The sequence below is a fragment of the Cohnella hashimotonis genome (assembly GCF_030014955.1).
In the GTDB taxonomy this organism is placed as follows: domain Bacteria; phylum Bacillota; class Bacilli; order Paenibacillales; family Paenibacillaceae; genus Cohnella; species Cohnella hashimotonis.
Genome location: NZ_JAGRPV010000001.1, coordinates 3,535,623 through 3,550,987, shown reverse-complemented (window position 1 = coordinate 3,550,987; position 15,365 = coordinate 3,535,623). Strand labels below are relative to the sequence as shown.

At 58.1% G+C, this 15,365-nt stretch carries 15 protein-coding genes; all 15 read left to right on the top strand.

Annotated features, from left to right (window positions below):
- The first annotated feature begins 32 nt into the window (after positions 1-32).
- The 15 genes from KB449_RS14300 to KB449_RS14225 all read left to right on the top strand — a co-directional run bounded on the left by KB449_RS14300 (position 33) and on the right by KB449_RS14225 (position 15,305).
- Positions 33-284, top strand: coding sequence for a DUF3243 domain-containing protein (locus KB449_RS14300; protein WP_090115780.1), 252 nt, complete (start codon positions 33-35; stop codon positions 282-284).
- Positions 285-488: 204 nt separating this feature from the next.
- Positions 489-1,259 carry a DUF3388 domain-containing protein gene (locus KB449_RS14295; RefSeq protein ID WP_282909026.1) on the top strand — a complete coding sequence of 257 codons (771 nt, stop codon included), beginning with the start codon at positions 489-491 and terminating at the stop codon, positions 1,257-1,259.
- Positions 1,260-1,303: 44 nt separating this feature from the next.
- Positions 1,304-2,176, top strand: a complete 873-nt coding sequence (locus KB449_RS14290) for a helix-turn-helix domain-containing protein (protein WP_282909025.1) — start codon at positions 1,304-1,306, stop codon at positions 2,174-2,176.
- An 83-nt stretch (positions 2,177-2,259) separates the two neighbouring features.
- Positions 2,260-2,421, top strand: a complete 162-nt coding sequence (locus tag KB449_RS14285; RefSeq protein WP_282909024.1) for a hypothetical protein — start codon at positions 2,260-2,262, stop codon at positions 2,419-2,421.
- Positions 2,422-2,566: 145 nt separating this feature from the next.
- Positions 2,567-3,058, top strand: coding sequence for a YajQ family cyclic di-GMP-binding protein (locus KB449_RS14280; RefSeq protein WP_282909023.1), 492 nt, complete (start codon positions 2,567-2,569; stop codon positions 3,056-3,058).
- A gap of 190 nt (positions 3,059-3,248) precedes the next feature.
- Complete coding sequence (pgsA, locus tag KB449_RS14275; RefSeq protein ID WP_282909022.1) at positions 3,249-3,866, top strand: CDP-diacylglycerol--glycerol-3-phosphate 3-phosphatidyltransferase; 618 nt, start codon at positions 3,249-3,251, stop codon at positions 3,864-3,866.
- A complete protein-coding gene (locus KB449_RS14270; RefSeq protein ID WP_282909021.1) occupies positions 3,863-5,116 on the top strand; it encodes a competence/damage-inducible protein A in 1,254 nt (417 codons plus the stop codon). The genes pgsA and KB449_RS14270 overlap by 4 nt, the downstream gene beginning before the upstream one ends.
- A gap of 954 nt (positions 5,117-6,070) precedes the next feature.
- On the top strand, positions 6,071-7,129 hold the full coding sequence (gene recA / locus KB449_RS14260; RefSeq protein ID WP_282909020.1) for a recombinase RecA: 1,059 nt from the start codon (positions 6,071-6,073) through the stop codon (positions 7,127-7,129).
- A gap of 100 nt (positions 7,130-7,229) precedes the next feature.
- Entirely contained in the window at positions 7,230-8,093 is an 864-nt protein-coding gene (locus KB449_RS14255) for a regulatory protein RecX (protein ID WP_282909019.1), read from the top strand.
- Positions 8,094-8,429: 336 nt separating this feature from the next.
- On the top strand, positions 8,430-9,971 hold the full coding sequence (rny, locus tag KB449_RS14250) for a ribonuclease Y (protein ID WP_282909018.1): 1,542 nt from the start codon (positions 8,430-8,432) through the stop codon (positions 9,969-9,971).
- Between the two features lie 105 nt (positions 9,972-10,076).
- Positions 10,077-10,871, top strand: coding sequence for a TIGR00282 family metallophosphoesterase (locus KB449_RS14245; protein ID WP_282909017.1), 795 nt, complete (start codon positions 10,077-10,079; stop codon positions 10,869-10,871).
- A 259-nt stretch (positions 10,872-11,130) separates the two neighbouring features.
- Complete coding sequence (locus KB449_RS14240) at positions 11,131-11,391, top strand: stage V sporulation protein S (protein WP_044877525.1); 261 nt, start codon at positions 11,131-11,133, stop codon at positions 11,389-11,391.
- A gap of 143 nt (positions 11,392-11,534) precedes the next feature.
- The gene (locus KB449_RS14235) at positions 11,535-12,476 is read left to right on the top strand and encodes a dipeptidase (RefSeq protein ID WP_282909016.1); all 942 of its coding nucleotides are present in this window, start codon (positions 11,535-11,537) and stop codon (positions 12,474-12,476) included.
- Between the two features lie 217 nt (positions 12,477-12,693).
- Positions 12,694-14,439 (top strand): 2-oxoacid:acceptor oxidoreductase subunit alpha, encoded by a 1,746-nt coding sequence (locus KB449_RS14230; protein ID WP_282909015.1) that lies wholly within the window; start codon positions 12,694-12,696, stop codon positions 14,437-14,439.
- Positions 14,439-15,305 (top strand): 2-oxoacid:ferredoxin oxidoreductase subunit beta, encoded by an 867-nt coding sequence (locus tag KB449_RS14225; RefSeq protein ID WP_282909014.1) that lies wholly within the window; start codon positions 14,439-14,441, stop codon positions 15,303-15,305. The genes KB449_RS14230 and KB449_RS14225 overlap by 1 nt, the downstream gene beginning before the upstream one ends.
- Positions 15,306-15,365: the final 60 nt, after the last annotated feature.

Below are 15,365 nucleotides of genomic sequence, written 5' to 3'. Positions count from 1 at the left end.
GCATTGATTCCACCCATCAAGGAGGATGTCGGATGTCTACCGTGCTGAGCAACTTTGAGTCCTGGAAAAAATTTCTGGGCGACCGTATCGAGGCCGCAAAGGACTTGGGGATCGGCGAAGACGCGATTGCCAAGCTCGCGTACGAGATCGGCGAATTCCTGGATAACAAAGTCGACCCGAAAAACGAAGAGCAGCGCGTCCTGAAGGAACTGTGGGACGTCGGCGACGAGTCCGAGCGCAAGACGATGGCCGCGCTTATGGTCAAGCTCGCCAAGCATAGCTGAGCCGGGCGACGGTCATGAAGGAAGGCTCTGCCGATCGATGGCGGAGCCTTCCTTCTTGCTGTTTAAGGCGGTGTGCGGTGGCTATCCATGGCACGAGCGCTTTAAGTTCGCATAGGACTTTAGTAGGAATCTTTTGTTGACTTTTGCAGGAGCGGGTTCACCGTTGTAGAATGAAGTTTGAAGGAATCGTCGACGAGGTGTCTAATGAATACAAAACAGTGGTATATGGAATATAAGATACATAAAAACCGTCCGGGTCTGCTCGGGGACATCGCGTCTCTGCTCGGCATGCTCGAAGTGAATATACTGACCATCAACGGCGTCGAGGACCGGACACGGGGCATGCTGCTGCAGACCGACGACGACGAAAAGATCGAGCTGCTCGGCAAAATGCTGGCCAAGGTCGAGAATATTTCGATCGTGACGCTGCGCCCGCCGCGACTGACGGATATTCTGGCCGTCCGTCACGGAAGATATATCGAGAGGGACTCGGACGACCGCAAGACGTTCCGCTTTACGCGGGACGAGCTTGGGCTATTGGTCGATTTTCTCGGCGAGCTTTTCAAGCAGGAAGGCAATCAGACGATCGGTCTTCGCGGCATGCCGCGCGTCGGCAAGACCGAATCGATCATCGCGGGCAGCGTATGCGCGAACAAGCGCTGGGCGTTCGTGTCTTCGACGCTGCTCCGCCAGACGGTTCGCAGCCAGCTGTCCGAGGAGGAAATGAACCCGCACAACGTGTTCATCATCGACGGGATCGTAAGCACGATCCGCTCGAACGACAAGCATTACAGCTTGCTGCAGGACATTATGGCGATGCCTTCCACGAAGGTGATCGAGCATCCCGACATTTTCGTCCGCGAATCGAGTTTCGACTACGACGTATTCGATTGCATCATCGAGCTGCGCAATACGCCTGACGAGGAGATCACCTACGAGAACTTCACGACGGCGGGACTGGACGGCGGATTTTGACGAAATCGAGCAGACCTTAATGGAAACGGCAGGAGGTGAAGTTTGTGTCAGATCTGGGATTGCTGCTTCGCAAGGCGAGGGAGCAACGGGGGTATACCCTCGACGACATCCAGGAAATTACGAAAATACGCAAACGTTACCTTGAAGCCATCGAATCCGGGGATTATAAAGTGCTTCCTGGATCGTTTTATGTTCGCGCCTTCGTGAAAACGTATGCCGAAACGGTAGGCCTTGACGCCGAAGAGGTGTTGCGTCTCTATCATAAGGAGCTGCCGAAGGCGCAAGCGCCCGAATCGGGTGCGCCGGAGCCTTATATACAACCCAAGAGCAGAAGAGTTCAGCACAACGATCGGGTCGGCAAAGTCGTCGTAACCTCGCTCATGTGGCTGTTTCCCATATTGATCGCAGTCGTGATCTACGTCTATTATGCGAACAATAAGACAGAGACGAACAAGCCGCCCGGGACGACACCCGTTCCGTCGCTGACGACGGAGACGGCATTGCCGTCATCCGCGGCTACAGCCACGCCGACGCCTACTGCTACGCCTACGCCGACGCCCACGCCGCCGCAGACGACCGTCACGTTCCGGGAGAAAAAGAACAGCCGTTACTATTTCGACGTCTCCCCTGCGGGCAAGCACGTCATGAAGATTACGTTCCCGGGCGGGAAGAGCTGGGTTGGCGTGAATGAGAATAATTCTTCAGGCAAGTCGATATACGGGGCAACGCCCGAGCAGAGCGAGATTCTGACGTTCGAGCTCGGCGATACGCCGCTGTACGTGAACCTGGGCTTCGCCAAAGGCGCGCTCATCGAGATCGACGGCATCGCCGTCGACGACGAGGACGTTCCTGGCCGCAGGAGATTCATTTTCACGGTGACGGACGGCGCGGTCGGGTCGGCAACCCCGACACCTTGACTTCATCTGTCGGCGCATATTCCCCATTCCGGGGAGACAGGCTAGTGTAAGCAACGTATACGCTAGCATGGAGGTATTAGCGCATGGCAGTCAGTTGGATCGTGGTCGCGATCGGCGTCGTCGTCAGCCTGCTCGGCTGGTTGATGACGCCCAGCGCCTGGGGGTACGGCATCCTGGGCTTCGGGCTCGCATGGATCGCGCTCGGCTTGCTCGATCTGTTCCGCGAGCCGGCCCGCGGCAGATAGTCTCGAACGAGGAGGAGAATGAGCGCGAAAACGCACTCATTCTTTTTTTGCAATTCCGCTGCTTGCGCCCTGTTCGTCGTCTTGGAAACCCCGCTTCATTTCGTTTATAATGTACACAATCGATGATAAGAAAGGAAGACTACATATGGCATCCGAATATTCGTTCGACATCGTCTCCAAGGTCGAGCTGCAAGAAGTGAGCAATGCCGTTCAACAGGCCGTTAAGGAAATCGAGACCCGGTTCGACTTCAAAGGGAGCAAGAGCAGCATTGCGCTCGAAGGCGAGGCGCTGACCGTTGCGTCTGACGACGAGTACCGGCTGAAGAGCGTCATCGACATTTTGCAGAGCAAGCTGATCAAGCGCGGCGTGCCGATCCGCAATCTGGACTACGGCAAGATCGAGCCCGCCTCCGGCAGCACCGTGCGCCAGAACATCAAGCTCAAGCAGGGCGTGGATCAGGAAAACGCAAAAAAAATCAATATCCTGATTCGCGATTCGAAATTGAAGGTAAAAAGCCAGATCCAGGGCGACCAGCTTCGGGTGACGGGCAAGAGCAAGGACGATCTGCAAGCGATCATGTCGCTTCTCAAGGGCGCGGAGCTGCCGCTCGAACTTCAGTTTACGAACTATCGCTGAGGGCGTATGAGCGCAATTCGTCAAATTTTGACACTGCGGCGAAGCTTCATTTATACTGATTTGAACATTTAATCTGGCGAAAAACCTGGGGGAAGTCATTCATGGTAGAGACATTCCGCGGACAATGGCTCCGCAACTCGCACCGAACCGCGTCTCGCCGCGGTCGGCATGACGATGGGGAGGTGTCCGCATGAATCTGGCGAATCGAATCACGCTCGTTCGTATCTTCCTCGTGCCGATCATGACCTTTTTCTTGCTGATCAAGCTCGACGTGTCTCCGCTCACCATCGGCACCTACTCGATTTCCTACAATCAGGTGTTCGCGCTGCTATTGTTCATCATCGCGGCGAGCACGGACGGTCTTGACGGGTACATCGCCCGCAAGCACAAGATCGTCACGAACCTCGGCAAGCTGCTCGACCCGCTCGCGGACAAGCTGCTGGTAGCGGCCGTCCTGATCTCGCTCGTCGAGATGGGCAAGTTGGACGCATGGGTGGCCATCGTCATCATCAGCCGCGAATGGGCGGTCACGGGCTTGCGTCAGGTCGCCTTGCTTGAAGGCGCCGTGCTCGCCGCAAGCAAATGGGGCAAATGGAAAACCGCAATCCAAATTGCGATGATCATCGTGCTGCTGTTGAACAACTTCCCGTTCACTTACTTGCACTTCCCGCTCGATACGATCGCCGTTTGGGCCGCTGCAGCCATCACGGTTTACTCCGGCGTCGATTACTTCATTAAAAACAAAAATCTGATCCCGCTGTCCGATCCACCGGCCGGCGATGGCAAGGGGGCGGGCCCACGCGCATGAGAGCGGAGATTATCGCGGTCGGCACGGAGTTGCTGCTCGGCCAGATCGTCAACACCAACGCGCAGTTTTTATCGCAGCGTCTTGCGGAGCTTGGAATCGACGTTTACTTTCAAACGGTAGTCGGAGACAACGAAGACCGTCTGAAGCAAGCGATCGCCATCGCCGAGTCGCGGGCCGATCTCGTTGTTTTTACCGGCGGGCTCGGCCCTACGATGGACGACCTTACGCGCGATGCGCTGGCTGCCCATCTGGGCGTCGGCATCGACATGCACGAGCCCTCGCTCGCCAAGATCGAAGCGATGTTCGCCGGGAGGTCGCCGTCGCTGATCGAGATCAACCGCCGGCAGGCGATGCTCGTGGAGGGCGCTTCGCCGCTCCGCAACGACGCCGGCCTGGCCGTAGGCAGCGCGCTCACGGCTGGCGGCACGCATTATATGCTGCTGCCCGGACCGCCTCGCGAGATGAAGCCGATGTTTCTGAACGACGGCAGCGCCTGGCTGAAGGAAAAGCTCGGCGCGGCAGGGGCGCTGCACTCGGCTATGCTTCGATTCTGCGGGATCGGCGAGTCTGCGCTCGAAGAGCTCTACAGGGACTTGATCGAGGCGCAGAGCGATCCGACCCTCGCCACCTACGCCAAGGAAGGCGAAGTCACGCTGCGCGTATCCACGAAGGCCGGGACGGCAGAGGAGGCGCTTGCGAGACTTGAGCCGACGCTTCAGGAGATTCGCAGGCGCGGCGAGCGGTATTTGTATGCCGAGAGCGACGTCGCGCTCGAAGCTGAGGTCGTTCGGCTGCTCGCGGAGCAGCGGCGGACGATCTCCTGTGCGGAGAGCTGCACCGGGGGCCTGATCGCAACGATGCTCACGACGATCCCGGGCAGCGCGGACGCCTTTCAAGGCGGCGTAGTGAGCTATAGCAATCCCGTGAAGCGGGACCTGCTAGGCGTCGACCAAGCGCTGCTGGAAGGCGAAGGCGCGCCAGGAGCCGTAAGCGAGGAGACCGCGAAGGCGATGGCCGAGGGCGTGCGAAGCGCGACCGATACGGATCTGGCATTGTCGGTCACGGGCGTGGCGGGACCGGCGTCCTCCGAAGGCAAGCCCGTCGGGCTCGTCTACATCGGGATCGCCGAACGGGGCAAGCCAGTCCGCGCGGAGAAGCTCCAGCTCCAAGGGGACCGCGAAGGCATCCGGATCAGAGCCGCGAAGCGGGCGTTGTATTTGGCTTGGCTGCGGCTGACCGGCAAGGAATGATTCGTATTTTAATGATGAAGCAAATGATAACGCTCGTACCTGATGCAAGCGCCGCACGTTCTCCTGACGGAGGGCGTCGGTGTTTTTTATTTTGGATACGTACATAGCGTTGCGTCTGGCTGCGCCTTAAAGAAATCTTCAGAATCTTCTTTGGAAGCTCCTTATTTTGATTTCTTATGCTTTGTTTATCGACAAATCATGAGGAGATGGGGAACTTGCGAGCAAAGCCCATTATGCTGTCCGCTAGAAGAGGATATGGACAAGATTACCGGGCTTCCAACGGAGCGGACGTATGATTCGAAACCGTTTAGCCCCCTGGAGTTAATGGCGAGGGTAAATGCTCAGCTCCGCTATCGATCTCCGGGAAATGCTAAGCCAAATGCTCGTGAAGCTTCAGACGCTGGCTCCAGCCGATCGCATGGACATTGCCGTTTTGCTTCCTTCGCATCCCGTTTTTGTACGATTGCGATTCCGAACGTATTCGGCGGGAGATCGACAACTTGGCGACGAACGCATGGAAGTTCGCATGGAAGTTCGCGTGGAAGCCCGGAGATATGAGTGTGACTTTGGATTTTGGATGCTGGCGGGACTGTCGCGAAGCTTCCGATCGAGAATGAAGGCGCGGGTCTTGGTTTATCGATTACTCGAAGCATTGTCTAGCTTCATGACGGACAGGTGCTGTTTTTCATCGTTGAGGACATTACAGCTTTCGGATCGAGCTTCCGCTTTTAACCGGCTTTCCTTAAACTCGCGCGCTTAAAAGGACGGAGACAGGCTTGCGCAGGCTGTCGAATTATGATAGATTGGATAGGAAAGTTGCGGAAGAACCGTAGCGAAGAATACTTTGCTACGGTTCTTTTTTGGAAGTTTTTCGAACAAATGTTCGCAAAAAGCTTGGCAAACGGTTTATAAAAAGTTATAATATTACTATCAAATGATAAGGATGTGGGTGTGTTGTCCGATCGTCGCGCCGCATTAGAAATGGCATTGCGCCAGATTGAAAAGCAATTCGGCAAGGGTTCGATCATGAAGCTGGGAGAGCAAGCCAACCTCCAAGTCGAGACATATTCCAGCGGAGCGCTGGCTTTGGATATCGCACTCGGGATCGGCGGATTCCCGCGTGGCCGGATTATTGAAGTATACGGGCCGGAGTCTTCCGGTAAGACGACTGTCGCCTTGCATGCGATCGCCGAGGTGCAAAGGGCCGGCGGACAAGCCGCCTTTATCGACGCAGAGCATGCGCTCGATCCGATGTATGCCCGCAACCTGGGCGTCAACATCGACGAACTGCTGCTGAGCCAGCCGGATACCGGCGAGCAGGCGCTTGAGATTGCAGAAGCGCTCGTGCGCAGCGGCGCGGTAGATATCGTCGTTGTGGACTCGGTCGCGGCGCTCGTGCCGAAGGCGGAGATCGAGGGCGATATGGGCGACTCGTTCGTCGGCCTGCAGGCCCGCTTGATGTCGCAGGCCATGCGCAAGCTGTCCGGCGCCATCAGCAAGTCGAAGTCGATCGCCGTTTTCATCAATCAGCTTCGCGAGAAGGTCGGCGTCATGTTCGGGAATCCCGAGACGACTCCGGGCGGCCGCGCGCTCAAGTTCTACGCCAGCGTGCGTCTGGACGTACGTCGTATTGAATCGATCAAGCAAGGCAATGACGTCGTGGGCAACCGGACGCGCATCAAGGTCGTGAAGAACAAGGTCGCTCCGCCGTTCAAGCAAGCCGAGGTCGACATCATGTACGGCGAAGGCATTTCGCGCGAGGGCAGCATCATCGATATCGGTGTCGAGCTGGATATCGTACAGAAGAGCGGGGCCTGGTTCTCCTATAACGGCGAGCGCCTGGGACAGGGACGGGAAAATTCCAAGCAGTTCCTGAAGGATCATGCGGATCTGTCCGGACAGATCGAACGGCAGATTCGCGAGGCTACGCTGAACGAAGTGGCCGTGGCGGCCCGTACGAGCGCCGCGCAGCAGGACGACGAAGAGGAAGAGCCGGATTTCGAAAACGAATAATAGGCACAGCTCAAGGGCGTCCGCAGCCGCGGATGCCCTTTTGGACATATGCGGCTTTATTTAGGCAGCAGGTATTCCTAGACGAGGAGGTTGACCGGCGATGGTAAGAAAAAAATCAGAGCCGAATCCGGCCGACATGATCGTAGACATTTCGGACGAACGGCAGTGGTCGCGCACGCGTTCCGGGCGCGCTGCTTCGACTGCTCGCCATGCGACGGGAGAAACGGACGGCGCGGATAATGAGGCGTCTTCGGCTCCCGCATCCGCAATCATCTTAGCGGTGGAGGCGGACGCCAAGCGGCCTGCGATGTACAAGCTTGCGGTAGCCGTGGAGGGCCAGTCGGAGCAGGCGCTGATCAGCGTTCACGAGGACACGCTTGTCGCTTTGCGGCTTCTCAAGGACCGGCGGCTCTCGCCCGACGAGTGGGAAATGCTCCGCAAGGAGCAGGAAAAGGAAGAGGCGTATCGCTCGGCGCTGTACATGCTCGATTTTAAGGCCCGCACGCAAGCGGAGCTGCGTCGGGGGCTGGTCCGCAAGGGATATGCGGCCGAAGCGATTGACGGCTGTCTGGAACGGCTCGCCAGACAAGGATACGTAAACGATGCCGTGTTCGCGCAGCGCTTCGCGGAGCAGCGCGTGACCGGACAAAAGAAAGGAAGCCGTCTCGTCCGGCAAGAGCTCATGCAGCGCGGCGTAGACAAGCGAGAGATCGACGAAGCGATCAAAGGGCTCGACGAACAGGTGGAACGAAGCTCCGCGTTGGCACTGGCCATGAAGCGCTGGCCTTCCGTGAAAGGCAAGAGCGAGCGAGAGCGGCAAATGAAGCTGATGAACATGCTGCTCCGCAGAGGATTTCCTGGCGCGGCGGCCCGGGAAGCCGTGCGACAAGCCTCTACGTCTGCAGCCGAGGCCGAAGAGTGGGATACGCCCGAGGAACCGTACGACGAGGATGGTCTGGAATAGCAGGCTGGGGCAGTGGAGCAGGCTTATTTTTTGCCGTCCGCACAGCAATTTCGGCTACTTTCGGCCGGCGCTTTGGGCTGTTCGGCGTGCGAATGCGCATAGCGGAGCAACCGAGGGAGAGGACGTCCTTGCATTGCTTGACAATCCATTTTCACAAAAGATACAATGAGTGAGTATTCCATCATCGCGCTACCGATTCTTTTTCCTTCCAAAAAACGATTCGGATAGTGAATTTTCGACGATTTACACGAGATTACAGAACGGTTCTGAAACCGGAGCACAATTAAATAGGTGTCCCAAGATTTGCCTTGGTGATACAACGAGGAGGTGAAGACCATGGAGTCATGGATCTGGGTCTTGATCTTAATCGTTGTTGGCGTGCTTTTCTTTGGGATCGGTTATGTTGTACGCAAGTCCATTGCGGAAGCTAAAATATCCAGCGCTGAAGAGGCGGCCCGGCAGATCGTAGAGAATGCCAAGAAAGAGGCCGACGCTCTCCGCAAGGAAACGGTACTGGAAGCCAAAGACGAGGTGCACAAGCTCCGGAACGAAGCGGAACGCGATATTAGAGAGCGCCGCAACGAGATTCAGCGGCAGGAACGACGGCTTGTTCAGAAGGAAGAATCGCTGGACCGCAAGCTGGAGCAGCTGGAACGCAAGGAGGAGCAAGTCGCCAACAAAGAGAAACGGATCGAAGAGACCCAAGAACAGATCGAGACGCTTCATAAGCAGCAGATAACGGAGCTCGAACGCATCTCCAACCTGACGATGGAAGACGCTAAGCAGCTGATTCTGTCCACGGTCGAGCAGGAAGTGCGTCACGAGACCGCTCAACTGATCAAAGACATTGAGCAACAGGCGAAGGAAGAAGGCGACAAGCGCGCCCGCGACATCATCTCGCTCGCGATTCAGCGTTGCGCCGCGGATCACGTGGCGGAGACGACGGTATCCGTCGTAACGCTGCCGAACGAAGAGATGAAGGGACGGATCATCGGCCGTGAAGGCCGCAATATCCGCGCGCTGGAGACGCTCACCGGCATCGATCTTATTATCGACGATACGCCGGAGGCGGTTATCCTGTCAGGCTTCGACCCGATCCGTCGCGAGATCGCCCGTACCGCGCTCGAGAAGCTCGTCGCCGACGGTCGCATCCATCCTGCCCGCATCGAGGAGATGGTGGAGAAGTCCCGTCGCGAAGTGGACGAGCGGATCCGCGAATACGGCGAGCAAGCGACGTTCGAGGTGGGCGTTCACGGTCTCCATCCGGACCTCATCAAGATTCTCGGTCGCCTGAAGTTCCGTACAAGTTACGGCCAGAATGTGCTTAAGCATTCGATGGAGGTCGCGTATCTGACCGGACTGATGGCAGCCGAGCTCGGAGAGGACATTTCTCTCGCCAAACGCGCCGGCTTGCTGCATGATATCGGCAAGGCGCTCGACCACGAAGTGGAAGGTTCGCATGTCGAGATCGGCGTAGAATTGGCGAAGAAATACAAGGAGCACCCGGTCGTCATCAACAGTATCGCATCCCATCACGGCGACGTGGAGGCGACTTCGGTCATCGCGATGCTGGTCGGCGCGGCCGACGCGCTCAGCGCAGCCCGTCCGGGCGCGCGCCGCGAGACGCTTGAGACGTACATTCGCCGGCTGGAGAAGCTGGAGGCCATCTCGGAGTCGTTCGAAGGCGTGGAGAAGTCGTACGCCATTCAGGCCGGACGTGAGGTTCGCGTCATGGTACAGCCGGAGAAGGTCGACGACGGCGAAGCGTTCAGACTCGCTCGGGATATCACGAAGAAGATCGAGAGCGAACTCGATTATCCGGGACATATTAAGGTTACGGTCATTCGCGAGACGCGGGCGGTCGAATACGCTAAGTAACAGCAAGGCTATACCGGGGAGTGGCCGCCACCATTTGGGGCCGGCCACTCCTCCTTTTTCGGACGAAATAGAAACGACAGGCGTAGGGACAGAAAGGTGGATGACATGAAAGTCGTCTTTATCGGGGATATCGTGGGCCAAGTCGGCCGGGATACCGTCAAGCGGCTGCTGCCGTGGCTTAAAGATAAATATCAGCCGCATATCGTCATCGCCAACGGCGAGAATGCCGCAGGAGGACGAGGCATCAACGCCGCCATTACCCGTGAGCTTTTCTCTGCCGGCGTGCAGGGTATCACCATGGGCAATCACACCTGGGACAATCGGGAAATCTTCGAATTCATCGACGACGAAGCCCGGATGGTCCGCCCGGCCAACCTGCCGCCGGGCACCCCGGGCCGCGGATATACGATCATCAAGAGCGGCAGCCGTGAGCTGGCGATCGTGAACTTGATCGGGCGCACCTTTTTGCCGCCCTCCGATTGCCCGTTCCGCAAGGCTGATGAGATCGTGGACGAGCTGCGGCGCAAGACAAAGTGTATTCTTGTCGATTTCCATGCCGAGGCGACCAGCGAGAAAATCGCGATGGGCTGGCATCTCGACGGACGCGCTTCGGTCGTGCTCGGCACGCATACGCATGTGCAGACGAACGACGATCGGATTCTCCCGGAGGGGACCGCTTATGTGACGGATGCAGGGATGACCGGGCCACGCGACGGCGTGCTCGGCATGGAGCGGGAGAGCGTGCTGCGCAAGTTCATTACCGGCATGCCCACAAGGTTTCAGGTCGCCGAGACGAAGTGGCATCTGAACGGACTGTTCGTCGATATCGACGAAGCGACGGGCAAAGCCCTCAGCGTCCGCACGATTCGCGTAGATGAGGACAGCTGGATTCCGGCTTAAAAGTAAATGACGTCCTCGTTGCCGGAGGGGCCTGCCTCAATAGTCCTCTGAAGCCAAATGAGCCAAACGGTACGAAGCGGAGGGATTTCCGTCTTCGTACCGTTTGCGTTTTTGGCCAACAGGAAACGCCCTAGATATAAAATTCAGAATAATTTGAAAATAGATTGCGACACCAATCCGGCCGGGCAGGAATTAATCGCCGGAATCCCGAATATGATCGGTTAGTGAGCCCATCCTTAACCCCAAGGAGGAACTGGTCATGGATGTATTAAAGGTATCGGCAAAATCGAACCCAAACTCCGTCGCAGGCGCATTGGCAGGGGTGCTACGTGAGCGTGGAGGGGCTGAGCTGCAGGCAATCGGCGCCGGCGCGCTGAACCAGGCGGTCAAGGCGGTTGCCATCGCAAGAGGGTTTGTCGCGCCGAGCGGTGTCGATTTAATTTGTATACCGGCGTTCACGGATATCGTCATCGACGGGGAGGACCGCACGGCCATCAAGCTCATTGTCGAGCCCAGATAACCCGTGAGACGCGACCGACTGATAGGAAAGATTCAACCTGCCATCGCATGGGTGCGGATGCCGCGGAGCTTGCCGCGCAGCTCGCTTCTCGCGTGCCCGCAGGTTTTTTTGTTATGCCCGGAAAAAAGAGAGGAGGAAAACCCATGCGAATCGCGGATCTGCATTGCGACGCGCTCAGCAAGCTGGATCGGGACGCTAAGCTGGAATGGTCAGCCCCATCCGGCAAAGGACTGGATGTGACGGCCGAGAGTCTGGCGAACGGAAATATCGGACTTCAGGCATTTGCGATCTGGGTACCGACGGGAACGCCTAAAACGCCCGAGAGCGTGCTGCGCCAAGCGGCGCTTTTTCACGATAAAATATTGTCCGCGCAAGGCATGCGACTCGTGAAGAACGGCGCAGACGTAGAAGCTGTACTCGGCCCGGACGCGTCGGAGAGAGGTGCGTTACTCGCGCTCGAAGGCGCGGATGCGCTGCGCGGAGAGCGATGGGCGCTGCGCCTGCTGCATCGGCTGGGACTTCGGATGCTCGGGCTCACCTGGAATGAGGCCAATTGGGCGTGCGACGGCATTATGGAACCGAGAGGGGCGGGATTAACGAAGGAGGGACGCAGTCTAGTCGCGGAGTGCGAAGCGCTCGGCATCCTGATTGACGTATCTCATCTATCGGAAAAGGGCTTTTGGGAAACCGCGGAGCTTGCGAGACGGCCGTTTCTCGCGTCCCACTCCAACGCCCGTGCGTTATGTCCGCACCCGCGCAACCTGACGGACGACCAGATCCGCGCGCTTGTCGCTGCGAACGGCCTGATCGGCATCACATTCGTTCCGTTCTTTCTGCAGTCGCGCAGACAGGCGGGCATCGACGACGTGCTGCGGCATGTCGAGCATATATGTACGCTCGGCGGCGCGAACCATATCGCGTTCGGCTCGGACTTTGACGGCATCGACACCTATACGCTCGGACTCGCCGGACCGGCCGATTATTCGGCGCTTGCCGATGCGCTGTTGGCACGCCATGCCGAACCGCTCGTTCGCGGCTGGCTGTCCGGACATGCACGGCGCTTTTTGACGGACAACCTCAAGTAAGCTTGACAATCTCGTTCGTCCGATAGGCGGCGTTGTGACGCAATGAAAAAGGATTATCATAACAAATGAACTGAAACTATTGCATTTTAACATAACGAATCATAAAATTTATGAGATCGCCAATCGATATAGATCAAATACAGATTTGTATATAGCACAAACGTCAAGCTATGCCATTATCGATACCAGTCACTATGAGCATGAGGAGATGGAAGCATTGATCGATCAACTTTCTTGGAAAATAGGCGGCCAGCAGGGGGAGGGCGTCGAGAGTACGGACCGTATTTTCTCAACGGCGCTTAACCGGCTCGGCTACTATCTATACGGCTATCGTCATTTCTCCTCCCGCATCAAGGGCGGTCACACGAACAACAAGATCCGGATCAGCACGCATCCGATCCGGGCGATCTCGGACGATCTGGACATTCTCGTCGCGTTCGACCAGGAGACCATCGACTTGAACGCGAAGGAGCTTCGTACGGGCGGGGTCATCGTCGCGGACGCCAAGTTCGCGCCGGTCGTGCCGGAGGGCGTCGACGCCCGGCTGTTCGCGGTGCCGATCACCGCGATCGCCGAGGAGCTCGGCACGTCGTTGATGAAAAACATGGTCGCGTCCGGTGCTTCCTGGGCGCTGCTCGGTCTTCCGATCGAGGTGTTCAACCGCGCGGTCGAAGAGGAGTTCGGGCGAAAGGGCGCTGCCGTCGTCGAGAAAAACGTCGAGGCCGTGCGGCGCGGCGCCGAGTTCGTGCTCGAGCAGGCAGGCGGTCCGATCGAGGCGTTCAGGCTGGCGGAAGCAGACGGCAAGCAGAAGCTGTTCATGATCGGCAACGAAGCGATGGGCCTCGGTTCCGTCGCCGCCGGCTGCCGCCTCATGTCCGCCTACCCGATCACGCCAGCGTCCGAAGTCATGGAGTATCTGATCAAGAAGCTGCCGAAGTTCGGCGGCACCGTCATACAGACGGAGGACGAGATCGCGGCGGTCACGATGGCCATCGGCGCCAACTATGGCGGCGTGCGGACGATGACGGCTTCGGCCGGCCCGGGCCTGTCGCTCATGATGGAGGCGATCGGCCTGTCGGGCATGACCGAGACGCCGCTCGTCATCATCGATACGCAGCGCGGCGGTCCTTCGACCGGCTTGCCGACGAAGCAGGAGCAGTCCGATATCAACGCGCTGATCTACGGCACGCACGGCGAGATTCCGAAGGTGGTCATCGCGCCGAGCACGATCGAGGAATGCTTTTACGACATGATCGAAGCGTTTAACATTGCCGAGGAATACCAGGTGCCGGTCATCGTGGCGACCGATCTGCAGCTGTCGCTCGGCAAGCAGTCGTGCGAGCCGCTCGATTACAAGCGCATCGAGATCAAGCGCGGCAAGCTTATTCCGCTTGAGCAGGAACTGGCGCCTACCGAACCGAACAAGCTGTTCAAGCGCTACGAATTCACCGAGGACGGCGTCTCGCCCCGCGTACTGCCCGGCGCGAAGCACGGCATTCACCATGTGACCGGCGTCGAGCACGACGAGGAAGGCCGTCCTTCGGAGAGCGCGGTCAACCGCCGCAAGATGATGGATAAGAGGCTGAACAAGCTGGGCGCGCTGCGCATTGCCGATGCCGTGAAGCCGGACGGGCCGAGCGAACCTGCCGATCTGCTCATCGTGTCGATGGGCTCGACGGGCGGTACGATCAACGAGGCGCAGGACCGCTTGACGAAAGCGGGCATCGCCACGAACCATGTGACCGTGCGCCAGATGCATCCGTTCCCCAGCGATCTGCTCGCCCCTTATCTGGAGCGGGCCAGCAAGGTCGTCGTGCTCGAGAACAATGCGACGGGACAGCTCGCCAATCTGATTAAGCAAAACGTCGGATACCACGATAAAATCGTGAATCTGCTCAAATACGACGGCACGCCTTTCCTGCCTTCCGAAGTCTATCAAGCCTGCAAGGAGCTGAAACTGTAATGGCTACTTTCAAAGAATTCCGCAACAACGTCAAGCCGAACTGGTGCCCCGGCTGCGGGGACTTCACCGTGCAGGCTTCGATTCAGCGCGCTGCCGCGAACGTCGGCCTCGAGCCCGAGCAGCTCGCCGTCATCTCCGGCATCGGCTGCTCCGGCCGGATCTCCGGCTACATTAACGCGTACGGACTGCACGGCATTCACGGCCGCGCGCTCCCGATCGCGCAGGGCGTCAAGCTCGCGAACCGCGAGCTGACCGTCATCGCGTCGGGCGGCGACGGCGACGGCTTCGCGATCGGCATGGGCCATACGGTGCATGCGATCCGCCGCAACCTGGACATCACCTATATCGTCATGGACAATCAGATCTACGGCCTGACCAAGGGCCAGACGTCTCCCCGAAGCGCGGAAGGCTTCAAGACGAAGTCGACGCCGGAAGGCTCGATCGAGACGACGCTGTCGCCGCTCGAAATCGCGCTGTCCGCTGGCGCCACCTTTGTCGCCCAGTCGTTTTCCAGCGACCTGAAGCAGCTGACCTCGCTCATCGAGCAGGCGATTCAGCACAAGGGCTTTTCGCTCATCAACGTATTCTCGCCGTGCGTAACTTTTAACAAGGTCAACACCTACGATTGGTTCAAGGAGAATATCGTCAATCTTGAGCAGTTCCCCGAGTACGATCCGAGCAACCGCATCGCTGCGATGACGAAGATCATGGAGACGAACGGCATGCTGACGGGCCTGATCTATCAGGACACGACGCGCAAATCGTACGAGGACTTGGCGGCCGGCTTCAAGCCCGAAGCGCTTGCGAAGCAGGACCTCACGCTGCCCGAAGCTGAATTCGACAAGCTGCTCGCAGAGTTCAGGTAAGTAAAAAAGCCTCTTCATAGCGGCAGCCGGGACATGCAAGCGTGTCCCGGCTGCCGCTAT